The following is a 26,369-nucleotide window of genomic DNA, read 5'->3' on the forward strand; positions in this document are numbered from 1 at the left end:
GGCACAGTATGCCGGTCACCGCCACGCCGGATTCTCCTGCCCGGCTGCGGAGAGGCTGAGCGCCCGGTGCAGCAGCCGGGCGTCGCCGAGCATCGCCCGCAGCCGTCGCTCCAGCCCGGCGATCGGCACCAGGTTCTGCGGTGCGCGGGGGTCCTTGTACGGGGCCGAGGCGAACCGGGGCAGCGTCGCCAGCGACAGGTCGGCCAGCGCGATCGCCGCCTGCGGCGTCAGGTCGGGCCGGCACTCCACCCGGACGATGCCCGCCCAGGGCGCGCCCCGAGGCCCAGGCAGCCGCAAGTACCACGAGTAGCTGCGCCACCGGGTGCCGCGCAGGAAGACCGGGCTGCGTTCCGCCGGCCGCAGCGCGGTCACCACCGGGATCAGCCCGGCCGGCAGGTACGGCTGGCGCTGGGACTTGACGTAGCCGATCGTGTTCGAGAGCCGTCGCCCGCGCAGCGGACCGTCCACCACCAGCAGATCCGCCAGGTCATCCGCGCCGTCGGCGCGGGCCTGCTCGGAGACCGCGATCTCCAGCGCGGCCAGCGCCGGCTGCACCGCCTGCGGCAGTACGGCCGGATCCGGGTCGACGACCCGGCGCGCCGGGTAGTGCACCCGCCCGACGACCAGGTCGGTGGCGGCGGTGCTCGGCGTGAACAGGCCCCGTTCGGTGCGGGCTCCGGCCAACCGGGCCGCCCCGCGTCGCAGGTCGCAGCGCACCACCCCGGCGGCATAGGAGGCAGCCAGCGCCGGGTACGAGACCCCGTCGGGCTCCTCGCTCCACAACGAAGCGTCGATCCGACGCACCCCGTCGACCAGCAGCACCACGTCCGGTGCGCGCACGTCCGCCGGCTGACGCAACGGCCGCCACGCCGCCGGATCCAGCTCCACGGCGAGGTCGGCGGCGTCCTGGCCGTCGTCGGCGGCACCGGGGCCACCCGGGTCGGCTGCCTCGAACGACGTGCCGTAGCCGGGCTGCCAGCCCTCGACGAACCAGCGGATCCCGGTGGCCGGCCGGCCCGTCACGGTCGCGGTCACAGCCCGCTCCGCCGGACCCGGGCCGTACGGGCGTCCTTGCTGACCTCGAACCGGACCGGTACCCGCTCGGCCAGCGCCGGAACGTGGGTCACCAGGCCGACCATCCGGTCACCCCGGGCGGCGAGCCCTTCCAGGGTCGCGGCGACGGTGTCCAGGGTGGCCGCGTCCAGCGAGCCGAAGCCCTCGTCCAGCACGATCGACTCCAGACTGGCGGCGCTGGCCGACATCCCGGCCAGTTGCTCCGACAACGACAGTGCCAGCGCCAGCGACGCCTGGAAGGTCTCCCCGCCGGACAGCGTGCGTACCCCGCGCCGCAGTCCGGCGTCGTGGTGGTCGACGACGAAGAACTCACCGGCGTCGTGCACCAGCTCGTACTGACCGGAGGAAAGCTCCCGCAGGATCCGCGACGCGCCGTCGACCAGCAGATCCAGTGCCTCGACCAGCAGCCAGCGCTCGAAGTTGTTGGCCCGTAGATGCCCGGCCAACGTTCGGGCCAACTGGGCCTGCCGCTCCTGGTCGGCCCGCCTGCCGCGCAACTCACCCGCCTGGGCGAACCGTTCGGTGACCCGTTCCTGGTCGGTCTGCGCCCGCTGGACCGCCAGCGCGGCCGCCTGCCGGTAGCCGGCCGGATCGGCGCCGGCCGGCGGCGACAGTCCGGCGGCGACGAACAGCTCGTCGATGTCGGCGGCGACGCCGCCGGCCGTGTCCCGGGCCGAAGCCAGCCGATCGTCCGCCTCGGCCCGCGCCGCGCGGCGCTCGGCGAGCAGTTGATGCGCCCAGTCGGTCAACAGCGTCCACGCCGCGGCCAGATTGGTGCGGTCGGCGGCCGGTGGCGCCAGCCGGGCGACGGCGTCCCGGCCGGCGTCGAACTCCCGCCAGCCGGCCTGCAGCCGCTGTTCGCCGGTCACGGCGGCGCGCTGCGCCTGGCGGGCCGCCTCCCGGGCGCGGCGGACCTGGCCACCGGCGTCGTCGAGGGCGCGCTGCAACCGGTCGACCGTGGCCAGGTCGGTGCGCAACGCCTCGGCACCGGGCGAGTCGGACAACCGGGCGTCGAGCTGCGCCAGCCGGGCGGTCAGCTGCTCGGCCCGTACCCTGGCCCGGTCGACGGCCCGTTCCACCCCGCGCAGCGACTGCTCGGCGTCGGCGACCGCCTGGCGGGCCTGGTCGGCGGCGGCCCGGGCGGCCTGACCGGCGGACTTCGCCTCGGCGACCCGGGACCCGGCCGGCACCGGCGGCACCGTGCCCACCGGCTGCGCGCAGACCGGACAGTCCGCCCCGGCGACGAGATCGTGGCGTAGCGCGGCGGCCAGGTCAGCGGACTGCGCCTCCTGGTACGACTGCCGGGCGCGGTCCAACTCGCGGTCCGCCGCCTCGGCGGTGGACCGAGCCGACCGCAGCGCCGCCTGGCTGGCGACCTGCTCGGCCTGCGCGGCGGCGAGCGCCGGAGCCAGCTCGGCCGATTCGGCGGCGACCCGGTCCCGTTCAGCGTGTGTCTGCAGCAGCAGCCGTCGGTCGGCCGGGTCACCGATGGCGGCCAGCTCGGCGCGGACCTTCTCCTCGCGTTCCTCCGCGTCTGCGACGGCCCGGTCCGCGTCGGCGGCGGCGACCCGGGCGGCCGCCGCCTGATCGGCCAGCCGGGCGGTGGCCGCCGGGGCGGCGACGCCGGCCAGCAGCCCGATCTCGCTGTCGAGGGCCGTCACCTGGTCGGCTGCGGTCGCCACCGCCTGCTGGGCCTGCGTCAACCGGGGCAGCGCGGCGTCGACGGCCGTCGCCAACGCCCGCATCGCGTCGACCTGACGCGCCGCGGCCGCCACCGCCGCTTCGTCGGCGTCGCAGAGCCCGCCGAGCAACTGGTCCACCGCCGCGACCGCCGCCTCGGCGGCCCCCGCCCGGGCGGTGGCCCGCTCCCGGACCCGTTCGTAGACGTGCAGCCCGAGCAGGTTGACCAGGATCTGCTGTCGGGTTGCCGGCTTGGCGTGCAGGAAGTCGGCGAACCGGCCCTGCGGCAGCAGCACGCAGGTGGTGAACTGCTCGTACGGCAGCCCGACCGCGTCCAGCACGGCCTGCTCCATCTCGGCGGGCGTGCCGGCCAGCACCTCGCCGAGATCGTCCGGGCTCATCCCGGTGTCCAGACGGGTCACGTCGAACCCGGGCGGCATCATCTGCAGGCCGGCGTTGCCGGTCTTGACCGCGCCGCGCGAGTCGCGACGGATCACCCGGGTGGCGACGTAGCGACTGCCGGCGCTCTCGAACACCAGCCGCACCCGGGCCTCGGTGGCCGACGGTGCCAGCGCGGATGCGATTCCCCGGCTGCTGCCCCAGCGCGGCACCACCCCGTACAGGGCGAAACAGATCGCGTCGAGGATGCTGGACTTGCCCGATCCGGTCGGTCCGACGAGGGCGAAGAAGTCGGCGTCGGTGAAGTCGACCGTGGTCTCCTCTCGGAACACGGTGAATCCGGCCAGGTCGAGCCGCAGCGGTCTCACGAGGAGGTCACCTCCTCGTACAGCGTGTCGAACAGGGTCCGTACGTCGTCGTCGCCGTGCCCGCGCGCGTCGAGGTAGTCGGCGAACAGCTGTCCGGGTGCCCGACCGGCCCGCTGTGGGGTGTGCGTCGCACCGGCGGCGGACGCGGCCCGGGTGAACTCCGGGTCGATGCGCACGTCCAACGCCCGGGGCAGCAGCGCCTGCACCTCTTCGCGCAGCCCGGCCCGGGGTGCCTCCCGGATGAACACCCGCAGCCAGGCGTCGCCGTGCTCGCCGGCGGCCAGTTCGTCGAGGGTGCCGTGGACGGTGCGCAGCGGGGTCGCCGCGTCCACCGGCACCTCGCGGACCCGGGCGGCGGTGCTGGCGGTGACGTCGACGATGCTGACCGATCCGACGTTGTCCTCCTCGCCGAAGTCGATTGGCAGCGGACTGCCGCTGTAGCGCACCGGGCAGGGCGCTTCGAGCTGCTGGGCGCGGTGCAGGTGGCCGAGCGCCACGTAATGCGCCCCGGTCGGGAAGACGGTGGCCGGTACGGCGTACCCGAGGACGGTGTGCACCTCCCGCTCGCCGCCGCCGGACCGCCCGCCGATCACGGTCAGGTGGGCGGTGATCAGATCCACCACGCCCGGCTCGCCGAACCCATCGGTGAGCCGGGCCAGCACCCGTGCGATGTGGTCGGCGTACGTCTGGTTGGCCTCGGCCGCGGTCAGCTGGTACATCTCGGTAGCCCGGACGGCGTACCGCTGGGACAGGAACGGCAGCGCGACCAGCCGCCACGGTTCGCCGTCGCCGGTGGTGCCGGTGATCACATGTTCGTCCGGGTTGTCCCGGACGGCGCCGCGCAGGGTGATGCCGGCGGCGTCGGCCCACGGCCGTAGCGCGTCCAGCGCGGCCCCGTTGTCGTGGTTGCCGCCGATCGCCACCACGTCGGCGCCGGTGCCGCGTAACGCGGTCAACGCCCGGGTGACCACCCGGGTGGCGTCGGGTCCGGGAGCGGAGGTGTCGTACAGGTCGCCGGCGACGATCACCAGGTCCGGGCGTTCGGCACGGGCGATCTCGACGACCCGGGCGAGCACCTGGATCTGCTCGGTCAACCGAGCCTGTCCCTTGAGGACCTTGCCGACGTGCCAGTCGGAGGTGTGCAGGATCCGCATCCGGGGGAACCTCCTCGACCTCAGGGTCAGAACGGCTAGAACGGTCAGAACGGGATGTCGTCGTCGGCCGAGGACCGACCGCCGACCACCGCGAACGGGTCGGCGGCCTGCACGATCGAGCGCAGCGTGCCCGACGGTGCGTCGCCGGCCTCCGACGAGCGGGTGGCCCAGGCCGGGAACGGGAACTCCAGGCAGAGCGGGACCGGGATGTCCGGCTGGTTGACGAACATCGTGCCCGGCTTGGCCAGCAGCACCCGCTGCCGCTGTACCGCCGGCAGGAAGCCGTACTCCGGCCGGGACGCCTCGGCCGGGTCGAGCCGGCCGACCACCCGGACCGCCGAGTTGGTGACGATCCGCCGCTCCACCTCGCTGGCGGTCTGCTGGGCACCGATCAGGATCACCCCGAGCGAGCGGCCCCGCTCGGCGATGTCGAGCAGCACCTCCTTGATCGGTGACGACCCGTCCCGGGGGGCGTACTTGTTGAGCTCGTCGAGCACGACGAAGAGCAACGGCTTGGCGGTACCGGCCCGTTCCTTGCGGTCGAACTCGTTCTTGAGCGTCACCCCGACCACGAACCGCTGCGCCCGGTCCGGCAGGTTGTGCAGGTCGACCACGGTCACCTGGGCACTGTCGTCGGTGCTGATCTGGTGCGGCCGTCGGGTGGCCAGGTCGCCCCGGATCAGCCGGGCCAGGTCGCGTTTGCTGCCGATCAGCCGGCGGGCGAACGCGTTCACCGTACCCATGCCGACCGCCGAGCCGGCCCAGGCCGATCGGGTCTCCTCGTCGCCGAGCTGGTCGACGATGTGGTCGACCAGATCCCCGTACGAGCCGATCCGCCGGCCGTCGATGCTGATGCCGCCGTCGGCGGGTTGCGCGTGCCGGCGCAGGTACGCGGTGACCGCGTGCACCACCATCGTGTACTGCTGGCGTTCGTCGTCGGCGTCGGCGAACACGTACGGCAGCAACTGCTTGTCGCAGAACTCGGCGACGGTCCAGTAGAAGCTGTCCACGCCGGTGAGCCGGCTCTGTACGTCGGGGGTGCCGGAGGCATCGCCGGCCCGGGGCGGGGCGTAGACCCGCACGTCCGGAAAGGCCCCGGCGGGCAGGCCCAGCCTGGCGTACGCGGCGGTCGTCGCCTCATCGAGCCGGACATTGGGGTGGTCGAGGAAGAGCAGGTCCTCGCCCTTGACGTTGAAGATCAGCGCCTTGGCGTTGACCGCGTCGCCGCCGAGCTGGCCGGAGCGGAACACCGAGTAGAGCAGAAACGTGGCGAAGCTGGTCTTGGTGGCGACGCCGGAGATGCCCGAGATCGACACGTGCGCGCCGCGCTGACCGTCGAGGAAGTCCGCGTTGAGGTAGACCGGCACCCCGTCGCGGCCGGTACCCATCGGGATCCGGCGTTCCATCCGGTCGAAGTGCAGGGCGCGGGCGCGGGCGTCGCCCTGGGCCCGCCACACCGGGGCACCCGGCTCCGGCGGTACGTAGATCTCCGGATCGACCCGGGTGGCGGTGATCTCGGCGGCCTCCTGCACCTGGGCGGGCAGGGTGCCGTCGGCGATGGCGAAGACGTCGGAGTCGAACTGCGCCCCTTCGTGGCGGGCCCGGACCTGGGTGACCACCCCGGCGATGGTCACCGGCTCGGCGCCCGGCAGCTCGCGGCGGGTCACCACGACGTCGTCCAGCTGCAGATAGTTGCCGGGGCCGACTGCGGTCCAGAACTGCAGGGGGGTGGCGTCGGCGGTACCCAGCACCCGGCCCACCGGCGTACCCTCCGGCGTTGCGTCACTCGTGGTGATGGACTGGTCGCTGAAGTCCGGTTGCGTCGTGCCCACGGGTTGCATCCTGCCCCACGGGTACGACCAGTACGGCATCCGACTCGGTGTGGCCGGCCGAATTCGCCGACGGTAGGTTCCGGACGACCCGACCCGCTGCCCGCGGGTGATCGCTCGCTAACTTACAGTCATGATCCTGGGGTGGTCGGGGTCGGGGTCGGGCCGGGTGTAGCGGAGCAGCAGCGTGCCGTCGTCGGCGGCCAGCACCTGGCCCAGCCGCAGCTGCCGCACGGGGCTGGCCGGACCCGCGCTGATCCGGCCGGCACCGGCACCGGCGAGCAGTGGGGAAACCGTCAGGCAGAGCTCGTCGACCAGATCGGCGGCGGTCAGCGAACCGAACAGCATCGGGCCACCCTCGCAGAGCAGCTGACGGTGGCCACGGGCGCGCAGCCGGCTCAGCCCGGCGGTCAGATCGATGGTGCGCTCGCCGGCCGGGACGATCTCCGCGACCCGGGCCAGTCGACGTCGCCGGTCGGCTGGCGCGTCGGTGGTGGTGAGCACGATCGGCCGCGCCGGTGCGTCGGCCAGGGCCGGTTGGTCCGGGTCGAGATCGAGCGAGGCGGAGACCACGACCAGGGTGGGGTGGGTGGGGAGGCCGTGCTGCTGCCGCCAGCGGCGGCGCCGGTCGTCCAGCCGCAGCGCCCGGTACTGCTCCCGGCGGAGGGTGCCGGCACCGACCAGCAGCGCGTCGCAGAGCATCCGCAGTACGCCGAAGACCCGTTTGTCCGCGCGTCCGGACAGTCCGGCGGACCGGCCGGCCACCGCGACCGCCCCGTCCAGGCTGGTCACGAAGTTCACCCTGAGGTGATCGAGGGGCGCGACGGCGTACGCCTCGATCAGGGCAGGGTCGTCCAGCGCGGACCCGGCCGGCTGTGGCCCGAACCGTCGGACCGGCGGGCCCGGGGCCGGGGTGTCCGGGGCCGGCGGGTGGTCGGTCACTCGCCCGCCGGACCGGTGACCGGTGGGGTCGGAGCGGAGGTACGGTGCTGGCAGTCGCACCAGTTACCACCCCGACACCCATCGTGCTGGCCTCTCCGGCACGCAGTGCAGATCATGGGTCCGAGCCTAGGTCAGAGAAAGGGCGGCCATGCCCCGTCAGATCTTCCACCTGCTGGTCACCCTGTCCGACATCGCACCGCCGGTGTGGCGCCGGGTCCAGGTGCCGGGCGGGTACACGCTGGACCGGGTGCACCGAGTGATTCAGCACGCGATGGGCTGGCGCGACTGCCACCTGCACTCGTTCGAGATCAACGGAGCGCAGTACGGCGAGCCGGATCCGGCCGGTGAACTGCTGCTGCGTGACGAGTTGGACACCCGGTTGGACGCCGTGGCCACCAAGGGGGCCCGGTTCCGCTACACGTACGACTTCGGCGACTGGTGGGAGCACGACGTCGTCGTCGAGGACGTCACCGCGCCCGAACCGGACATGCGCTATCCGCTCTGTGTCGACGGGGACCAGGCGTGTCCCCCGGAGGACGTCGGTGGTGCCTTCGGGTACACCGAGTTCCGGGCCGCGATCGCCGATCCGGCGCATCCGCGCCACGTAGAGATGACCGACTGGGTGGGCACGCCGTTAGATCAGGTCGGGTTCGACCCGGCGCGGGCCACCACCCTGCTGCGCCGGCTGACCTGACACCCGGCTGACCTGACACCCGGCTGACCTGACACCCGGCTGACCTGACACCCGGCTGGGCTGACTACCGGCCGGCCTGACCCGAATCTGACCCGGGAGCACCCAGGATCTGGCAGTAACGAAATGGGAACGCTCCCATCGGCCTCTTGACACCTCCGAAACCTCCCGGCAATCTCATGGGAGCGCTCCCGGCCGGGGTGAGTGAGATCCACGTCACTTGCTTGACCAACCGCGGAGCGCGGTCGTGCAGTGCCCGCTCCGCGGCGACGGACCCTTTTCGTCAATGCAGTTCCCGTTGTCACGGCGGACACCACACGGTCACCCCCCATCACAGAAAGCGACCTTGAGAGGGGTCAGGATGAGCGTCACGCTCCGGCGGTACGCCGCGGTCGCACTCGCCTCGGCCGTCATGTTGACGGCCACGGCCTGCGGCTCCGACGACGCCGATTCAGATCCGGACGGCCCGATCACCCTGGTCGTCGACATCTTCGGCGACGCAGGCTTCGGATACGACGAGTTGATCGAGCAGTACGAGGCCGACAACCCGAACGTCACTGTCCAGCAGCGAGGCGTAGGCCTCGGCCTCGGCGACTACAACACCCGACTCACCCAGCAGATCACCGCCGGCTCCGGTGCCGGGGACGTGGTGGCGATCGAAGAGGGCACGATGTCGCAGTTCTTCGCCCAGGCCGACAAGTTCGTCGACCTCGGTGAGCACGGTGCCAACGAGCTCGAGGGCAACTTCCTGCCGTGGAAGTGGGAAGCCGGCGTGCTGCCCGACGGCAAGGTGCTGGGGCTTGGCACCGACGTCGGCGGGATGGCCCTGTGTTACCGCTCGGACCTGTTCGAAGCGGCGGGTCTGCCGACTGACCGGGAAGAGGTCGGCGCGCTCTGGTCGAGCTGGGACGACTTCATCTCGGTCGGTGAGCAGTTCAAGGAGGCCACGCCGGACAAGGCGTTCGTCGACTCGGCGACCAGCTTCTACAACCTGGTGCTGAGCCAGATCGCCGGCGAGGGCACCGGGTACACCTACTACGACACTGAGAACCAGTTCGTCATGGAGAGCAACCCGGACGTGAAGGCCGCGTTCGACCTCACCACCGACATGATCGAGGCTGGGCTGTCGAACAACCTGCAGTCGTTCTCCAACGAGTGGAACGCCGGCTTCAAGAACGCCACCTTCGCCACCATCGCCTGCCCGGCCTGGATGACCGGTGTCATCGAGGGCCAGGCCGGCCCGGAGGCCGCCGGCAAGTGGGACATCGCCAAGGCGCCGGGTAACGGCGGCAACTGGGGCGGCTCGTTCCTGGCGGTGCCCACCTCCAGCAAGTACCAGGCCGCCGCCGCCGAGCTGGTCAAGTACCTGACCAGCCCGGAGGGCCACATCGCCGCCTTCGAGGCGGTCGGCAACCTGCCGTCCGCGCCGCAGGCGTTGGCCGACCCGAAGGTCGCCGAGGCGGTCAACGAGTACTTCTCCGATGCCCCGACCGGCGAGATCTTCGCCGCCGGTGCCAGCGAGCTCAAGCCGGTCTACCTCGGCCCGAAGAACCAGGCGGTCCGTACTGCGGTGGAGAACGCGCTGCGGGCGGTCGAGCAGGGCCAGTCGCCGGACGAGGGGTGGCAGGACGCCATTACGAACGGCACGGCCGCCGGCCGATAACGCGGTGTCACAACCCGGGTGAGAGATGGCGCTGGCAGGACCTGCCAGCGCCATCTCTCCCGCCGCGTCGCGGTGCCAGCGGCGCGTTGACCTCCCTGGCCGACGTCGGCCGGCCGCCGTACAACTGAAGGACTTTCCCGATGAGCCTGGAGCTAGACACCCCCGCGTCGGCGCAGCCGCGCGGCCACCGGGCGGGTCCGGCCGGCGGTGGGGCGGCCCGGCGCCGCTCGCTGACCCGACTGGACCTCAAATTTTCCCCCTACCTCTACATCCTGCCGTTCTTCGTGATCTTCGCGATCTTCGGCGTCTATCCGATCGTCTACACCGTCTGGATCGCGCTGACCGACCGGTCGCCGCTCAACGCTGAGACCAGCTTCGTCGGCCTGGACAACTTCGTCCGGCTGATCACCGACGACCCGCAGTTCTGGAACGCCGTCTACAACACGTTCGGCATGTTCCTGATGTCCACCGTCCCGCAGTTGCTGATCGCGCTGATGCTGGCCAACGCGCTGAACCGGCGGATCAAGGGACAGACATTCTTCCGGCTGGCCATCGCCATGCCGATCATCACCTCGACCGCAGTCGTCGCGTTGATCTTCTCCATGATCTACGCGCGGGACTTTGGTCTGGTCAACTGGCTGCTGTCGCTGTTCGGCGTCGAACCGATCGACTTCCGGGCGAGCAAGCTCGGGTCCTGGTTCGCCATCTCCACCATGGTCGACTGGCGGTGGATCGGCTACAACGCGCTGATCTACCTGGCCGCGATGCAGGCGATCTCGAAGGACATGTATGAGGCCGCCGCGCTCGACGGTGCGTCGCGGACCCGGCAGTTCTGGTCGATCACCGTGCCGCAGCTGCGACCCACCATCATCTTCACCCTGATCATCTCGACGATCGGCGGACTGCAGTTGTTCACCGAGCCGCTGCTGTTCACCAGTGGACCCGGCGGCATCTCCGGCGGTTCCCAGGGTCAGTTCCAGACGATCACCATGTATCTGCTCGACGTCATGAACCAGCGGTTCCAGTGGGGCTACGCGGGCGCCGTCTCGCTGCTGCTCTTCCTGCTCATCGCGTTCATGTCGCTGGTCAACTATCTGCTGGCCCGCCGGATCAGCTCGGACAAGTGAGGCGCGATGACCACCGCAACCCTGCAACCCGTGGCCAGCAAGCCCAAGCGCGGCAAGGGCCCGTCGTCGACCTCGGAGCGGCTGTTCAAGGCGAGCCCGTTGACCTGGTTCGGCCTGATCCTGGGCGTGCTCCTGTCGTTCTTCCCGTTCTACTGGATGATCGTCATCGCGTCGCGGACCAACGACGCCGCCAACGCCTGGCCACCGCCGTTCCTGCCCGGCGGCAACCTCGGTGAGAACATCGGCCGGGTGCTCGCCAACCAGGACGCCAACATTCTCAAGGGGCTGATGAACTCGGTCCTGGTGTCCGGCACCATCACCGTGGCGACCGTCTTCTTCGGTTCACTCGCCGGCTTCGCCTTCGCCAAACTGCGCTTCCGGGGCAAGAACGCGCTGCTGCTCGTCGTGCTCGCCTCGATGATGATCCCGATCCAGCTCGGCGTGCTCCCGCTCTACATCCTGATGTCCGAGCTCGGCTGGCTGAATCGCATGCCGTCGGTGATCGTGCCGTTCCTCATCGGTGGCTTCGGGATCTTCATGATGCGGCAGTACGCCGAACAGGCAGTGCCCAACGAGTTGATCGAGGCGGCCCGGGTGGACGGCTGCTCCACCTGGCGGATCTTCTGGCACGTGGTCGTGCCGGCGCTGCGCCCGGCCGCTGCGGTGCTTGGTCTGCTGACCTTCATGGAGCAGTGGAACCAGTTCTTCTGGCCGTTCGTAGTCCTCGCCGACCCGACCAACCCGACGGTGCAGATATCCCTGCGCAGCCTGAACTCGGCGTACTTCGCCGACAATTCCCAGATCTTCGCGGGAACGCTGATCGCGACGCTCCCGCTGTTCGTTGTTTTCATCCTCTTCGGCCGCCAGATCATCGGCGGCATCATGGAAGGCGCCGTCAAGTCGTGACCAAAGCAGCAAGTCCGCAGACCGCCGAGTTCCGCGAAGGCTCCGGGCAGCTACTCTTCCCGCCCGGATTCCTCTGGGGTGCCGCCACCGCGGCGTACCAGATCGAGGGCGCAGCGAACGTCGACGGCCGCAAGCCGTCCATCTGGGACACCTTCAGTCACACCCCGGGCAAGGTGCTCGGCGGGGACAGCGGGGACGTGGCCTGCGACCACTACCACCGTTACCGCGAGGACGTCGGGATGATGGCCGAGCTCGGCCTCAAGTCGTACCGGTTCTCGGTGTCCTGGCCACGGGTGCAGCCCGACGGGTCCGGCACGGCCAACCAGGCCGGGCTGGACTTCTACCGTCGGCTGGTCGACGAACTACTGGCCCAGGGCATCGAGCCGTGGCTGACCCTCTACCACTGGGATCTGCCGCAGCCGCTGGAGGACGCCGGCGGGTGGCCGGCCCGGGACACCGCGGCCAGGTTCGCCGACTACGCGGAGCTGGTGCACGGGGCGCTGGGTGACCGGGTGCGGTACTGGACCACGCTCAACGAGCCCTGGTGCTCGGCCTTCCTGGGATACGGCTCGGGCGTGCACGCCCCCGGGATCACCGACGGCGCCGACTCGGTCCGAGCCGCCCACCATCTGATGCTCGGCCACGGTCTGGCGGTGCAGGCGATGCGCGCGGCCCGGCCGGACCACGACTTCGGCGTCACGCTCAACCTGTACGCGGTGTCGCCGGAGACGGACTCGGCGGTCGATGTCGACGCGGCCCGGCGCATCGACGGTCTGGCCAACCGGATCTTCCTGGACCCGATCCTGCACGGGCGCTACCCGCAGGACGTGGTGGCGGACCTGCAACCGGTGACCGATCTGGCCCATGTCCGCGAGGGCGATCTGGATGTCATCGCCACTCCGTTGAACGTTCTCGGCATCAACTACTACAGCCGGCACGTGGTCAGCGGTGCGCCGGTACCGGACGCGGCCGACGAGCCGTCCTGCTGGCCGGGCAGCGAGCGGATCCGATTTGTCACCCGCGGGCTCCCGGTGACCGACATGGGGTGGGAGGTCGACGCTCCTGGCCTGGTGGAGGTGCTGCGCCGGGTCAACGGCGAGTACCCCGAGGTGCCGATCTACATCACAGAGAACGGCTCGGCCTACGTCGACGACGTCGTCAACGACAAAGTCGATGATCCGGACAGGTTGGCCTATTTCGACGCTCACCTGCGCGCCTGTCACGAGGCAATCTCCCACGGAGTGCCGGTGCGGGGCTACTTCGCATGGTCTTTGATGGATAATTTCGAATGGGCCTGGGGCTATTCGAAGCGCTTCGGCATGATCCACGTCGACTACGACACCCAGCTTCGGATCCCCAAGTCGAGCGCCAGGTGGTACGCCGATGTGATCCGACGTAACGGTCTGGCCGCACAATAGGCGTGGTCAGCCAGCAATAACTGGCCGCGCGGCGCCGGTTCCCTGCCGGAACCGGCGCCGCGCGGCCCAGGGTCGGAGGAACAGACGATGACAACCCAGCGCACCCGGTCACTCGGGCGGCCCACCCTCGACGCGGTCGCCGCGCGTGCCGGGGTCGGGCGGGGCACGGTGTCCCGTGTCGTCAACGGTTCGCCGCAGGTCAGCCCCGAGGCGCGAGCAGCAGTACAGCAGGCGATCGCCGAGTTGGGGTACGTACCGAACCGGGCAGCCCGGGCGCTGGTCACTCAACGGACCGACTCGGTCGCGTTGGTGGTCTCCGAATCCGAGGAGCGGGTCTTCGGTGAACCCTTCTTCGCCGGGATCGTCCGGGGTATCAGCTCCGGGCTGCTCGACACCCCGATGCAGCTCTGGCTGGCCATGGCCCAGTCACCCGCCGAACGGGAGCGGGTCGAGCACCATCTGACCAATCAGCACGTCGACGGCGTACTGCTGCTGTCACTGCACGACGCGGATCCGCTGCCTACCCTGCTCGAACAGCGCGGTCTGCCCAGCGTTCTGGGCGGCCGGCCGGCTCGGATGCTGCATCCGGACGCGCGTCCGGCCTATTTCGTCGACGTCGACAACGCCGGTGGCGCCCGGCTGGCGGTCGAGTACCTGCTGGCCGGCGGCCGGCGGCGGGTCGCCACCATCGCCGGCCCGCAGGACATGGGGGTCGGCGTCGCCCGGTTGACCGGCTACCACGAGGCGATCCGGCACAGCGGCCCGCCGGGTGGCGAATCCCTGGTCGCGTACGGCGACTTCAGCGAGGGCAGCGGCACTGCGGCGATGCGCCAGCTGCTGGAGCGCCATCCCGATCTGGACGCCGTGTTCGTCGCGTCCGACCTGATGGCCTGCGGCGCGCTGCGGGCGTTGCGTGAGGCCGGCCGGCGGGTGCCCGACGACGTGGCGGTTGTCGGATTCGAGGACGCCCCGATCGCCCGGCAGTCCGATCCGCCGTTGACCACCGTCTTTCAGCCGGTGGAGGAGATGGGCCGGCAGATGGCCCGACTGCTGCTGTCCCGGATCCGGCACGATGAGCTGCAGGTCCCGTACGTCCTGCTGGAGACCCACATGGTGGCCCGCGACTCGGCCTGACCGCGACTCGGCCGACCGGTAAAGATCATCCGAACGGGTGATGGTGCAGCGTGTCCAACCCCGTTCTCCAGCGGTTTACCTGCCGAGTCATGTCATCGCAACAGGGATGAAATGGTCATCGGGCAGGGTAGTTGTCGACCGGGGGAGGGGCCGGCCTGCGCTACGGGAGGACTGACATGTTGCTGAGGGTTCGCGTGACCCTGCCGGACCGGCCCGGCGCACTCGGCCAGGTGGCCCGCACACTCGGCGTCGCAGGCGCCGACATCGTCCAGGTGACCGTGCTGGAGCGGCTGGGTGGTCGGGCGGTGGACGACTTCACCGTGGTGTGGCCGGGTGCCGCCCGGGTCGACCGGCTGCTCGCTGGACTGGCGGCGATTCCCGGCGTTCAGGTCGACGGCGTGTGGCGGGCGATCGGCACTCCGGTGACCGGAGGCCAGGACGCCGAACTGCTCGCCCAGGTCGCCGCCAATCCGGTCGACGGCCTGGCCACGCTGGTCGACGCGGTGCCGGGGCTGCTGGCGGCCGACTGGGCGGCGGCGGCCGTGGTGCCGGCCGACTGGGCGATCCGTAGTGCGTCGCGGCCGCCGGCCGGTGCCGCTACGGCGCAGTCCGCCGGCCTGGCCGGGCCCGCTCCGACGCCCGGTGCGGAGTCGCGGTTCGACGGTGGGCAGCTGCCCGACGACGACTTCATCACCGGCCTGACCGTGCCGATGGACGAGCCACCTACCGGCGGCGAACCGGCCGTCGCCTACGCGAGTTGGCGGGCGCCGGTGCCGCTGCGGCTGCCCGAGGTCACTCCGTTGCGGGCCCGGCCGATGGACGGTCCGGACGGGGTGCGGTACGCCTCGGTGCCGTTCGGTCGGGCCGGCCTGGTGCTGATCGTGTCCCGGGTCGATGGGGACGGTCTGCCGGCAGCCGCGTTTCACGTCACCGAGGTGGACCGGATAGCGCAGCTGGTCCGGGCGGCGACGGTGATCCTGGGCGACCGGTTGGATCTGGTGACCGCCGATCCGGTCGCCGCCAGGCGGTGAGACGCAGGTCGCAGACGGCACCGCGAGAAGTCACCGCCGGGCAACCTGAGGGAAACAGCGCGGCGGCAAGGTAGGAAACGGGCGCAGTGCGGCGCTGACCAAGCGGGCACCGAGCACCTGGGGAGAGGAGCAGCCATGGCGCTGTGGCGGATCAGAGCGACGGTCGACGACCGGCCGGGCTACCTGGCCGTGCTGACCGCCAGCCTGGCCTTGCGTGCGGTCAACATCCTCGCCGTGCAGGTGCACACCACCGAGGCCGGGGCGGTCGACGATTTTCTCGTCGACGCGCCCGACGCGATGACCGAAAAGGATCTCGTCGCCGCCGTGGAGCGTGGCCGGGGCCGGGACGCCTGGGCCGCCCGCGCCGAGGCCCGGGGCCTGGCCGACCAGCCCACCCGGGCGCTCGCCCTGGCCAACCGGCTGGTCCGCGATCCGGAGGCGCTCGGTGACGTGCTGCGTACCCTGCTCGGTGCCGGCTCGGTGACCTGGCGGCCGGCGCCAGCTTCGCAGGCGGCTGCCCGGTCGACGGACACGATGCGGCTGCCGGATCCGGCGGGCGGCTGCTACGACGTCGTCCGGCGGGAGCCGAGCTTCACTCCGGCCGAGTTCGCCCGAGCTCAGGCCCTGGTCGAGCTGGCGGCGGCGGTCAACCGGCGGACCGGCGATCAGGTGACGCTGATGATGCCGGACGGTGCCGAGCTGCAGCTGCGGCCGGCGGTCTCCGACGATCTCAACGCGCTGCACGCGATGGTGGTCCGGTGCTCGCCGGAGAGCGGCACGCCCGGTCTGGTCGGCCGACCGCCCGAGGTCGTCGCCGCCCGGCTGCGGCGGATGCTGGAACAGCCCCGGGGGGTGCTGCTGGTCGCGGTCGACCCCAGCGCGGCGGCGGACCGGATCGTCGGCGCCGGGCAACTGATCGTCGAGGGTGCCCTCGGCGAGGTCGGACTGCTGGTCGAGGATGGGTGGCGCCGGCGTGGAGTCGGCACGGCGCTGCTGCGCCGACTGGCCGGCCACGCCGGTCGGACCGGGCAGGCGGCGTTGGTGGCACACGTCGCCGCCGACGATCTCGGCATGCTGCGTACCCTGGCCCGGCTGCACCGGCCGGGTCCGGTCGAGCGCGACGGGGAAATGATGAGCGTCACGGTGCCGTTGGTCGATCGGCCGGTCGACATCTCGGCACCGACTCCCGCCACCACGACCTAGGCGGTTGCCCCGACGTCCCGGTCCTGGTGCGGGTCCGGTGCGTTGGACGCGAGGTCCCGGGTGGCACGGCGGGGTCTCCTCCTGTAGGACGGCAGGAGGAGACCCCGCCCCTATTCCGGTGCCGGTTGATCGTGGTTACGGGCTTCCCAAAGCCGGGCCCAGGCGGTTGAATCATCGGTACGCGTGGCAATCGTTTCCTGTCGATGGGAGCGCTCTCATCGCGTCGGTGTCAGCTGGACACCGTGACCCCTGTGAACCGTCAGCCGAGAACCATCAACCGCCATCTACCGGCCGGCCCCGCACCCCACCGGCGGCCCGGCCGCTGACCGCCGCGACAGCGCGACCGGCATGAGGCGGGGGGCGGATGCGCCCACATCCGCCCCCCGGTGTCCTCCCACGACGCGTTGCCGCGCGCGGCTCCACGGACAGGAGCGAGTGTAGTGCGCGCAGACAATCGGCCGGCCGGCCGGACCCGTTGGCGGCGCAGGCTGGCGACCACCGGCATGGCCATCCTGCTCACCGCCGTAGCCGCGACAGCCGCAGTCCCGCGACCCGGTGCCGCAGCGGCGCCACCGTTCAACTACGGGGAGGCGCTGCAGAAGTCACTGCTGTTCTACGAGGCGCAGCAGTCCGGCCCGCTGCCGCAGTGGAACCGGGTCTCCTGGCGGGCGGACTCGGCACTCGACGACGGGGCGGACGTCGGCCTCGACCTCACCGGCGGCTGGTACGACGCCGGGGACCACGTCAAGTTCGGATTCCCGATGGCCTTCACCACCACCATGCTCGCCTGGGGCGCGGTCGAATACCGGGTCGGCTACGCCAACTCCGGGCAGCTGCCGCACCTGCTGAACAACCTGCGGTTCGTCAACGACTACTTCATCAAGGCGCATCCGTCGCCCAACGTGCTCTACGGCCAGGTCGGCAAGGGCGACGACGACCACAAGTGGTGGGGACCGGCCGAGGTGATGCCGATGGCGCGTCCGGCGTACCGCATCGACGCGACCTGCGGTGGCTCGGATCTGGCGGCGGAGACGGCGGCCGCGATGGCCGCGTCGTCGATGGTCTTCCGGCCGACCGATCCGGCGTACGCCGACACCCTGGTCAGCCACGCCCGGCAGCTCTATACCTTCGCCGATACCGTGCGCAGGGCGTACCACGAGTGCATCACCGACGCGACCAGCTTCTACCGGTCGTGGAGCGGATACCAGGACGAACTGGTGTGGGGCGCCATCTGGCTGCACCGGGCCACCGGGGAGGCGTCCTACCTGGCCAAGGCCGAAGCCGAGTACGACGACCTGGGCACCGAGCCGCAGACCGACACCCGGGCCTACAAGTGGACCCTCGCCTGGGACAACAAGCAGTTCGGCGCGTACGTGCTGCTGGCCAACCTGACCGGCAAGCAGAAGTACGTCGACGATGCCAACCGGTGGCTGGACTACTGGACCGTCGGCGTCAACGGAGAGAAGGTGCGTACCTCACCGGGCGGGATGGCGGTCCTCGACACCTGGGGGGCGCTGCGCTACGCCGCGAACACCGCCTTCGCCGCGCTCGTCTACAGCGACAGCATCACCGACCCGACCCGCCGGACCCGCTACCACGACTTCGCCGTGCGGCAGATCGACTACGCGCTCGGCGACAATCCGCGCAACTCCAGCTACGTCATCGGGTTCGGGGCGAACTCGCCGCGTAACCCACACCACCGCACCGCGCACGGCTCCTGGTGGGACAGCATGCAGGTGCCCGAGGAGACCCGGCACGTGCTGTACGGGGCGCTGGTCGGCGGTCCGTCCGCGCCGGACGACGCGTACACCGACCGCCGCGACGACTACGTGATGAACGAAGTCGCCACCGACTACAACGCCGGCTTCACCTCCGCGCTGGTCCGGCTGCATCAGGAGTACGGCGGTACGCCGCTGCCCGACTTCCCGCAACCGGAGACGCCGGACATCGACGAGATCTCCATCGAGACGACCGTCATGCAGAACGAGACCCGGTCGACCGGGGTCAAGGTGATGATCTACAACAAGTCGGCCTTCCCCGCCCGGGCGTTGACCGCCGCGACGTTCCGGTACTACTTCGTCCGCGACGGTGCAGGTGCGCTGCAGGTGAGCAGCCCGTACAGCCAGGGGTGTCCGAAACCCACCGAGGCCCGGCAGCATTCGGGCGACCTGTGGTACGTCGAGGTCGACTGCTCCGGCCACACGATCGCGCCGGCCGGTCAGTCGGCGCACCGGATGGAGGTGCAGTTGAAGATCGGGGTTGCTGAGGGCGGCACCTGGAATCCGGCGAATGACCCGTCCTACCAGGCGGCCGCCGGGCCGAACCGAGCGGTCCCGCTCTACGAGGCGGGCACCCTCATCTGGGGACAGGAGCCGGATGGCCCACCACCGTCGCCCACCCCCACGCCGTCGGTCTCGCCCACCCCCACGCCGTCGGTCTCGCCCACCCCCACCCCGACCCCGTCGCCGTCGGTATCGCCCACCCCATCGCCGTCAGTCTCCCCGACACCGACTCCGACCCCGCCCCCGACCGGGTCACCGTCGCCGACTCCGACCGGCGGCCCGCCGGTGCTGGGCTGCCGGGTCGACTACACCACCAACGACTGGTCCACCGGGTTCACCGGATCGGTGACGATCACCAACACCGGTGCGTCGACGATCGACGGGTGGATGCTGCGGTTCGCGTTCCCGGGCAGCCAGCAGGTGACCCAGGGCTGGTCGGCTACCTGGTCGCAGAGTGGCAACCAGGTCAGCGCCGGCAACGCGGCCTGGAACGGCAGCCTGGCGCCCGGCACGAGCACCAGCATCGGCTTCAACGGCACCCACTCCGGCAGCAACCCCCGGCCGACCTCGTTCACGGTGAACGGCCTGGCCTGCACGGCCGGTTGATTTTGGCTGATTGACCTGCGGTGAGGTCGTGACGGCGGCCGCCGACCCGCGCGGCCTACTCCGTGGCGAGCTGGCACCACGGCGCGCCACCTTGAGCTGTCGTCGACCTGGCCTTCGTGGTCGCACTCGCCCTGCTGTCGGAGACCCTCGCCCGGCGGCTGAGTGTGCTGGGCGTTGTCGAGGCGGCGATCCTGCTGCTCGCCATCTGGTGGGTACGGGTGGTGACCACCCTGGTCACCGATCTCTACAACCCGCAGAGTCGGTCCATCAGGATGGTCACGGTCGCGATCATGTTCGGCGTGCTGCTGATGACGGCGGCGCTACCAGCAGGGCGTGCCGCCGACCCCGGCCGGTCCGGATGGTCCAGCCGGGGCGACGAGCCAGATCAGCCGTTGTTGGCCAGCGCCACCAGCCGGGCGCGGGTGCCGTTCCAGTGGTTACGGTCGACCGCGCCGGAGACGCCGGGGACGCTGCCACTGGCCGTGTACTGCCAGAACGACCAGTACGGTGCCCCGGCCGGCAGGGTGCCAGGGCTGCTCGCCCACCGGGCCAGCCACAACGGGTGGTTGCTCCACGGCTCGGTCCAGTTGCCGGTGCAGCTGCTCCACCAGCTGGTGGTGGTGTAGATGACGGCGTACCGCCCGGTGCGGGACCGGTAGGTGTCGAGGAAGCTGCTGATCCAGCTACGCATCGCCGACTGGCTCAGCCCGTAACACATCGCGCCGTACGGGTTGTGCTCGATGTCCAGCGCGGCCGGCAGGGTCCGGCTGTCCGCCGACCAGGCGCCGCCGTTGCTGGCCAGGTAGTTGGCCTGGACCGAGCCGGAGGACCGGTCCGGCAGCGCGAAATGGTACGCCCCCCGGAGCACACCGGCGTTGTACGCGGCGACGTAGTTGGTGTTGAACCGGGGATCCTTGTAGCTGGTGCCCTCGGTGGCCTTGATGTAGGCGAACTCGACGCCGCTGTTGCGCACGCTGGTCCAGCTGATCGAGCCCTGCCAGTGTGAGACGTCGATGCCCGGGGTGGTGGCCGCCTGCGCCGGTGCTGCGGTGCCGGCGACCAGCGCTGCGGTGGTCAGGATCAGCGTCAGACCGGTGGCCATCATCCGGCGGGCGGTGCCGCGGCGGCCGGTGGCGTTGCCGGTACGGGTGGGCGGGTGCGCGTTGACGGTCGTTGCCATCGTCGAACTCCTCGGCGCTCGGGCCGGCGGTCAGCCGGCGCAGTAGACGAGACGGTTCGGGCTGCCCGCCCCGGGGCCGGTGACGACGCCGGTGGTGGCGTTGCGGATCAGGTAGTTACCGACCTGCGCCGCACTCCACGACGGGTTTCTGGCGGCGACCAGTGCCGCGCAGCCGGTGACGTGGGCGGTCGCCATCGAGCTGCCGCTGAGTGTCCGGACCGCGGAGTTGTCGGTGTGCCAGGTCGAGGTGATGCTCATCCCGGGCGCGAACAGGTCCAGGCAGGGGCCGTAGCTCGCCGAACTCATCCTGGCGTCGGTGATCGTCGTGCCGGCGACGGTCAGTGCCTCCGGCACCCGGGCCGGTGAGGTGTTGCAGGCACTGGTGTTGGAGCCGCCGGCGGCCACCGCGTAGGTGACGCCGGACCGGATCGAGGTGACGACCGCAGCGTCCAGCGTGGTGCTGGCACCGCCGCCGATCGACATGTTGGCGACGGCGGGCTTGATCGCGTTGGCGGTCACCCAGTCGATTCCGGCGATCACCCCGGAGATCGACCCCGAGCCGCTGCAGCTGAGTACCCGTACCGGCACCAGTTGGACCGCCTTCGCGGCGCCGTACACTCTGCCGCCGATCGTTCCCGCGACGTGGGTGCCGTGGCCGTTGCAGTCGTCGGCCGGGCCACCGTCGATCACGTCGAAGCCGGTGCTGACCCGGCCGGAGAAGTCGCTGTGCGTGCGGTGGATTCCGGTGTCGATGACGTAGGCGTGGACGTTGGGCGCGGTGGTGGGGTAGGCGTAGCGGTTGTCCAGCGGCAGGTTGCGCTGGTCGATCCGGTCCAGTCCCCAGGACGGCGGGTTCAGCTGTACACCGGCGGTCAACGGCGTGACAGTGTGGTCCTGTTCGACGTAGGCGACGGCCGGGTGGGCAGCCAGCCTGCGGGCGGCGGTGGCGCTCATCCGGGCGGTGAAGCCCTCGATAGCGGTGTCGAACACATGCTGCACGGTGGCGCCGTACCGGTCGGCGAGCCGCCGGGTCGTCGGCGCGGTGGCAGCCTCGTCGTCCAGCACCACGATGTAGCTGTCCGGGATGGCGGTGGTGCCACCGGCCCGGCGGATCTCGCCGAGCGGTCCGGCGGCCTGGGCCGCTGCCGGCCAACTGACCAGCGCCAGCAGCGCGGTCAGCCCGGCGGTGAGAGTTTTCCGGGTTGCGGAAATGGTCACAGGACGTCCCCTTCGACAGGTCTGGCCCGCCCCACCCGCGCCGACGCCGGTTGGGCCGAGCTTCACCCCCTACTCTCTTGCTAGGAGTAGCCGTCTAGATACCCGTCATCATGGATATCTAGTTGACGTTATGGTGCCGCCCGGGTGCATGGCGCGGCGGGCGATGGCCGGCGGCTGCCGCGCTGCGGCGCGTCTTCGCCGCCTGCGGGTGCGCCTGCTGTTCACTGTGTAACGACGCATGGTGAGGAGGACGGGCATGGTCGATCAGGACGGTGCCGCTGCGGACGATGCCGCCGGCTCCGATGGGGCCGCCGGCTCGGGCGATGCCGGACGGGCCGGCGACGCCACCACACGGGCCCGCCGCGGCGTACGTGACTGGGTCCGCGCCGCCGCACGGCGTTCCGGGGCACGACTGAGCGACGCCACCCCGTACGGCATCCTCGCCTTCCTCACCGCCTCGGCGCTGGCGCCGATCGCCGCCGGAATCGGCTCCGGCGGGCTGCTCGCCGCAGCTGTCGAACAACTCGGCCAGATCGGCGGTGGCTACCTGTCCGATGTGTTGGTCGACACCGCCGACCGGATGCGCGGCCGGCGGGCCACCGAGGCGCAGTGGCGCGAGGCGCTGGCCGAGGAACTGCTGGCCCGGCTCGCCGACGAAGGGGAACAGTCCCGGGCGATCCGCGCCGAACTCGGTGAGCTGCTGCGGGGCATCGACGCGGTCGAGGTGGCGCTGGCCGCCGCGGCCGAGACCGACGCGCAGCTGCGCGACGACCTCGCCGCCACCTTCCATGCCCTCGGCCACGACGTCGGCGCGCTGCGGTGGATGCTGACCGACGTCCACCGCGTGCTCGGCGAGGTCCGCCGCGAACTGGCGAAACGCAGCCATGAGCAGCGCGTCGAGATGGACCGGGTACGCCGGCAACTGCTCACCGTCACCCAGCTGAGCAGCCGGGTGCAGGCACCCGCCGAACCGCAGACCGACCCGGATCGGCCAGAGCCCGGCTCGGCCGCGACCGACGACCCGGTGTGCCCGTTTCCCGGCCTGGCCGCCTTCGAACCGGAGGACGCGCCCTGGTTCCACGGCCGGCAGGAGCAGACCTCGCAGGTGCTCAGCCGCCTCGCCGAGCAGGCGGTGGGCGGTCCATCGCTGATCGTCACCGGCGTGTCCGGGGTCGGCAAGTCGTCGGTACTGCGCGCCGGGGTGCTGCCAGCGATCGCCGCCGGTGCGCTCGGCCCGGCGGACCGGTGGCCGTGGCTGCTGATGACCCCAGGCGCCCGGCCGCTGGACGAGCTCGTCGACCGTACGCTCGTCGCCGCCGGAGCGGACGCCGCGGACCTGCCGGCGTCGCGCGTGCACGCGGCCCCGGAGCTGTTCGGTGCGCTCGCCGCCCGGGCCGCGCCCGCCGACGGTCGGCTGGTGATCGTGGTGGACCAGTTCGAGGAGCTGTTCACCGAGTGCGCCGACCCGGCCCACCGGCTGGCCTTCGTGACCGCGCTGGGCGCCGCCGCGCCGGCCGTCGTTGTGATCGCGGTCCGCGCCGACTTCTATGCCGACTGCGCCGAGCTGCCGCCGCTGGCGCATGCATTGGCCGCCGGGCATCTGGTCCTCGGTCGGATGGACGCCGATCAACTGCGTCGCGCGGTGACCGAGCCGGCGTCGCGGGCCGGCCTGGAGATCGAACCCGGGCTGGTCGAGCTGTTGCTCACCGACCTGAACGCGACGGCACCGGCCGGCTACGACCCAGGGGCGCTGCCGCTGCTCGGTCACGCCCTGCGGGCGACTTGGCAGCGGCGCGACGGGCGGCGGCTGACCGTGGCCGGCTACCGGGCCACCGGCGGGATCCGCCGCGCCGTCGCCGAGTCGGCCGAGCGGATCCACCTCGACCTGGATCCCGCCGGCCGCGCCGCGCTGCGGACCGCGATGCTGCGCCTGGTCACCGTCACCGACACCGGGGCGGTGGCCCGCCGTCGGGGCGCCAGCCGGCTGTTCGACGCCGACCTGCTGGCCCGGCTGGTACGGGCCAGGCTGGTCACCGTCGCCGCCGACACCGTCGAAATCAGCCACGAGGCGCTGCTGACCAACTGGCCGCGCCTGGACAGCTGGCTCGCCGAGGCCCGGGACGAACTGATCCGGCGGCAGCGGCTGACCGTCGCCGCCGAGGACTGGCAGACCGCCGGCCGCGACCCCGACCTGCTGTTGCGCGGCACCCGGCTGGCGCTGGTGCGTGACCAGGTCGACCGCAACGACTTGTCCGCGCCGGAGGTCGACTTCCTGGCCGCGAGCGTGGCCGCCGCCGAGGCCGCCGAACTGGCCCGGCTGCGCGGGATACGGCGGCTGCGCCGGCTGACCGTGTCACTCGCGGCGGCGTTGCTGCTCGCCGTCGCCGGCGGGCTGGTCGCGGTGAACCGGCAGGTCGCAGCCGAGGACCAACGCCGGCAGGCGATCTCCCGACAACTGGCCGCCGAGTCGCAGATCGCCGCGGCCGCCGACAACGACTTGCTCGCCGTCGGCAGGGCGCTCGACGCCTGGGACCAGGCACCCACTGTCGAGGCGTACGGTGCGCTGCTGTCGGCGCAGGCATCGGGGACGATCGGGCCGCTGGGCACCGCGCCCGGCGGGCTGTCCGCCGCCGTCAGCCCGGACGGCACGGCGGTGGCGGTGGGACACCAGGACGGTCTGGTCCGGCTCTGGGACGTCGCCACCCTGCGCCAGCGCGACGTCGAGCTGCGGCACGCCACCGACGTCGGTGTGGTGGCACTGGCCTTCTCACCGGACGGCCGGTTCCTCGCCTCCGGCTCGTTCAGCCGGGACGGTGTCCGGATCTGGGACGTGTCGACCGGTCAGCTGCGGCACACCCTGCCGGCGGTCGGCGCGCTCGGCTGGCTGCCCACCGGCGCCACGGTCGTTGCCGGTCGACTCGGCACCGACCTGTCGCCCGAGTTGCAGGTCGGCGGCTGGTCGGCGACCACTGGCGACCTGCAGTGGTCGCTGCCGACCGGGATGCTCGGCTACGACCTGACCGTCAACGCCGACGGTACGCTGCTGGCCGTCGCCAACCCCACCGACGGTGACGTCCAGGTCTGGCAGTTGACCGACCAGACCCTGATCCGCAGCCTGCCCGCCGCCCAACAGGTGGCCTTCGGCCCGGACGACGCGCTGGTGACCAGCGGACCCGACGGGGCTTTGAACAGCTGGTCGGTGTCGTCCGGCGAGCGCACCGCCCTGCCGGCCGGGCCGTTTCGCGCTGCGGTGCCGCTCGCCGTCACCCCGGACGGTTCGCTGCTGACCACCGGCGGGTGGCGTACCGGTCGGATCGACAGCTGGGCGTTGACCACCGGGGTGGTCTCCTCGGCCCACACCGGCTACGTCGGCCGGGTCGTCGCCGACGTGGCGGTGGCCGCCGACGGCCGGACCGTGGCCGTCACCGGACCGGACGCCCCGACCGTGCTGTTCCGGCGCACCGGGGTGCTGCTGCGGCATCCGCAGTCGGTCCAGTTCGTCGCGGTCGACCCGGCGGCGGACCGGGTCGTCACCGCCGCTGGCGACGACGTGGTGCGGATCTGGGACCTGGGCACCCGCGCCGTGCGGGCCACCGTCCGCGCGTCGGACACCGTCACCGGGGTCGCGGTCGCCGGTGACGGCACGTTCGCGGTCAGCACCACCGGCAGCGGCGTACTGCGCTACACCGTCGCCGGTGAACTGGTCGGGCACGACACCGCCGCCGGGCGGGACGGCTGGACGACCAGACATCCGGCGTACTCGCCGGACGGAGGGCTGCTCGCCGTCGCCGTGCTCGACCCGGCCGGCGAGGACGGCGGGGTGCTGGTCTGGCGGCTCGACCGGGACGCCGAACCGACATTCCTACCGACCGGTGGCGCGGTGAGTGCACTGGGCTTCAGCGCCGACGGGACCACCCTGTTGGCGACCGCCAACCACGGTGTGGTGAGCGGCGACGAGACGGTGGTGCGGACCGAGCTGAGATCCTGGCACACCGCCGACCTGTCCGGCAGGGACCGGGCAGTAATCGCGGACCTTCAGCTGACCGACCTCGCGGTCCGTCCGGACGGACACCTGGTCGCGGTGGCCCGCAGCAATGGTCAGGTAGAGCTGCGCACCGTCGCCGGACTGGACCTGGTCGGCACAGTGGACACTCCGACCACCAGGCTGTCCGCGGTGGCCTTCAGTCCGGACGGCGAGCGGCTGGTCACCACCGCCGTCAGCGACGACCTGGTCCGGGTGTGGCAGGTCGACAGCGGGGAGCTGACAGCGGTGCTCGTCGGGCACGTCGACAACGTCAACGCGATCGCGTTCACCCGCGACGGCCTGCTGCTCAGCGGCTCGACCGACACCTCGGCCCAGGTGTGGGACCTCGACCCGGACCGGGTCGCGGCCCGGCTCTGCGCCGTGGCGACGCCAGCGTCCCGTGCGGTCGGCGACGAGCCGCCGCGTCGGTGTCGATGACC

17 protein-coding genes are annotated in these 26,369 nt (G+C 71.5%); 10 read left to right on the top strand and 7 right to left on the bottom strand.

Going from position 1 to position 26,369, the window contains the following annotated elements:
* Nucleotides 1-15: 15 nt before the first annotated feature.
* From O7553_RS07560 to O7553_RS07580, 5 genes are all read right to left on the bottom strand, one after another.
* On the bottom strand, nt 16-1,035 hold the full coding sequence (locus O7553_RS07560) for a hypothetical protein (RefSeq protein ID WP_281554105.1): 1,020 nt from the start codon (nt 1,033-1,035) through the stop codon (nt 16-18).
* Complete coding sequence (locus O7553_RS07565; protein WP_281554106.1) at nt 1,032-3,521, bottom strand: SMC family ATPase; 2,490 nt, start codon at nt 3,519-3,521, stop codon at nt 1,032-1,034. The genes O7553_RS07560 and O7553_RS07565 overlap by 4 nt, the downstream gene beginning before the upstream one ends.
* A complete protein-coding gene (locus O7553_RS07570; RefSeq protein WP_281554107.1) occupies nt 3,518-4,675 on the bottom strand; it encodes an exonuclease SbcCD subunit D in 1,158 nt (385 codons plus the stop codon). The genes O7553_RS07565 and O7553_RS07570 overlap by 4 nt, the downstream gene beginning before the upstream one ends.
* 44 nt (nt 4,676-4,719) lie before the next feature.
* Nucleotides 4,720-6,471, bottom strand: coding sequence for an ATP-binding protein (locus O7553_RS07575; protein ID WP_281555525.1), 1,752 nt, complete (start codon nt 6,469-6,471; stop codon nt 4,720-4,722).
* 153 nt (nt 6,472-6,624) lie between these two features.
* Nucleotides 6,625-7,362 (bottom strand): pyrimidine reductase family protein, encoded by a 738-nt coding sequence (locus O7553_RS07580; RefSeq protein ID WP_281555526.1) that lies wholly within the window; start codon nt 7,360-7,362, stop codon nt 6,625-6,627.
* A gap of 232 nt (nt 7,363-7,594) precedes the next feature.
* Between O7553_RS07580 and O7553_RS07585 the strand changes: the two genes are divergently transcribed.
* The 9 genes from O7553_RS07585 (at nt 7,595) to O7553_RS07625 (ending at nt 19,507) form a co-directional block, all read left to right on the top strand.
* Nucleotides 7,595-8,140 carry a plasmid pRiA4b ORF-3 family protein gene (locus O7553_RS07585; protein WP_281554108.1) on the top strand — a complete coding sequence of 182 codons (546 nt, stop codon included), beginning with the start codon at nt 7,595-7,597 and terminating at the stop codon, nt 8,138-8,140.
* A gap of 358 nt (nt 8,141-8,498) precedes the next feature.
* Nucleotides 8,499-9,800 (top strand): extracellular solute-binding protein, encoded by a 1,302-nt coding sequence (locus O7553_RS07590; protein WP_281554109.1) that lies wholly within the window; start codon nt 8,499-8,501, stop codon nt 9,798-9,800.
* Nucleotides 9,801-9,940: 140 nt separating this feature from the next.
* Entirely contained in the window at nt 9,941-10,927 is a 987-nt protein-coding gene (locus O7553_RS07595; protein ID WP_281554110.1) for a sugar ABC transporter permease, read from the top strand.
* Nucleotides 10,928-10,933: 6 nt separating this feature from the next.
* On the top strand, nt 10,934-11,833 hold the full coding sequence (locus O7553_RS07600) for a carbohydrate ABC transporter permease (protein WP_281554111.1): 900 nt from the start codon (nt 10,934-10,936) through the stop codon (nt 11,831-11,833).
* The gene (locus tag O7553_RS07605; RefSeq protein WP_281554112.1) at nt 11,830-13,251 is read left to right on the top strand and encodes a GH1 family beta-glucosidase; all 1,422 of its coding nucleotides are present in this window, start codon (nt 11,830-11,832) and stop codon (nt 13,249-13,251) included. The genes O7553_RS07600 and O7553_RS07605 overlap by 4 nt, the downstream gene beginning before the upstream one ends.
* Before the next feature lie 87 nt (nt 13,252-13,338).
* The gene (locus tag O7553_RS07610; protein WP_123600762.1) at nt 13,339-14,385 is read left to right on the top strand and encodes a LacI family DNA-binding transcriptional regulator; all 1,047 of its coding nucleotides are present in this window, start codon (nt 13,339-13,341) and stop codon (nt 14,383-14,385) included.
* A gap of 176 nt (nt 14,386-14,561) precedes the next feature.
* The gene (locus tag O7553_RS07615; protein ID WP_281554113.1) at nt 14,562-15,416 is read left to right on the top strand and encodes an amino acid-binding protein; all 855 of its coding nucleotides are present in this window, start codon (nt 14,562-14,564) and stop codon (nt 15,414-15,416) included.
* 135 nt (nt 15,417-15,551) lie between these two features.
* On the top strand, nt 15,552-16,619 hold the full coding sequence (locus tag O7553_RS07620) for a GNAT family N-acetyltransferase (RefSeq protein WP_281554114.1): 1,068 nt from the start codon (nt 15,552-15,554) through the stop codon (nt 16,617-16,619).
* 503 nt (nt 16,620-17,122) lie between these two features.
* On the top strand, nt 17,123-19,507 hold the full coding sequence (locus O7553_RS07625; protein ID WP_281555527.1) for a glycoside hydrolase family 9 protein: 2,385 nt from the start codon (nt 17,123-17,125) through the stop codon (nt 19,505-19,507).
* A gap of 385 nt (nt 19,508-19,892) precedes the next feature.
* Here the strand turns inward: O7553_RS07625 and O7553_RS07630 are convergent, their stop codons facing one another.
* Both O7553_RS07630 and O7553_RS07635 read right to left on the bottom strand, forming a co-directional pair.
* On the bottom strand, nt 19,893-20,687 hold the full coding sequence (locus tag O7553_RS07630; protein WP_281554115.1) for a lysozyme: 795 nt from the start codon (nt 20,685-20,687) through the stop codon (nt 19,893-19,895).
* 30 nt (nt 20,688-20,717) lie between these two features.
* Nucleotides 20,718-21,857: a S8 family peptidase gene (locus O7553_RS07635; RefSeq protein WP_348650125.1), complete on the bottom strand. Its 1,140-nt coding sequence runs from the start codon at nt 21,855-21,857 to the stop codon at nt 20,718-20,720.
* A 304-nt stretch (nt 21,858-22,161) separates the two neighbouring features.
* On the opposite strand from O7553_RS07635, the gene O7553_RS07640 reads away from it, so the two are divergent.
* Nucleotides 22,162-26,367, top strand: coding sequence for an AAA family ATPase (locus O7553_RS07640; RefSeq protein WP_281554117.1), 4,206 nt, complete (start codon nt 22,162-22,164; stop codon nt 26,365-26,367).
* Nucleotides 26,368-26,369: the final 2 nt, after the last annotated feature.

This window comes from Solwaraspora sp. WMMA2059, from assembly GCF_027497315.1.
Taxonomy (GTDB): domain Bacteria; phylum Actinomycetota; class Actinomycetes; order Mycobacteriales; family Micromonosporaceae; genus Micromonospora_E.

What these genes read in the sequence shown, in the direction of transcription:
- O7553_RS07570 (WP_281554107.1), bottom strand. Translation starts at nt 4,675, where the DNA reads ATGCGGATCCTGCACACCTCCGACTGGCACGTCGGCAAGGTCCTCAAG.
- O7553_RS07585 (WP_281554108.1), top strand. Translation starts at nt 7,595, where the DNA reads ATGCCCCGTCAGATCTTCCACCTGCTGGTCACCCTGTCCGACATCGCA.
- O7553_RS07590 (WP_281554109.1), top strand. Translation starts at nt 8,499, where the DNA reads ATGAGCGTCACGCTCCGGCGGTACGCCGCGGTCGCACTCGCCTCGGCC.
- O7553_RS07595 (WP_281554110.1), top strand. Translation starts at nt 9,941, where the DNA reads ATGAGCCTGGAGCTAGACACCCCCGCGTCGGCGCAGCCGCGCGGCCAC.
- O7553_RS07600 (WP_281554111.1), top strand. Translation starts at nt 10,934, where the DNA reads ATGACCACCGCAACCCTGCAACCCGTGGCCAGCAAGCCCAAGCGCGGC.
- O7553_RS07610 (WP_123600762.1), top strand. Translation starts at nt 13,339, where the DNA reads ATGACAACCCAGCGCACCCGGTCACTCGGGCGGCCCACCCTCGACGCG.
- O7553_RS07615 (WP_281554113.1), top strand. Translation starts at nt 14,562, where the DNA reads ATGTTGCTGAGGGTTCGCGTGACCCTGCCGGACCGGCCCGGCGCACTC.
- O7553_RS07620 (WP_281554114.1), top strand. Translation starts at nt 15,552, where the DNA reads ATGGCGCTGTGGCGGATCAGAGCGACGGTCGACGACCGGCCGGGCTAC.
- O7553_RS07625 (WP_281555527.1), top strand. Translation starts at nt 17,123, where the DNA reads ATGGCCATCCTGCTCACCGCCGTAGCCGCGACAGCCGCAGTCCCGCGA.
- O7553_RS07630 (WP_281554115.1), bottom strand. Translation starts at nt 20,687, where the DNA reads ATGGCAACGACCGTCAACGCGCACCCGCCCACCCGTACCGGCAACGCC.
- O7553_RS07640 (WP_281554117.1), top strand. Translation starts at nt 22,162, where the DNA reads ATGGTCGATCAGGACGGTGCCGCTGCGGACGATGCCGCCGGCTCCGAT.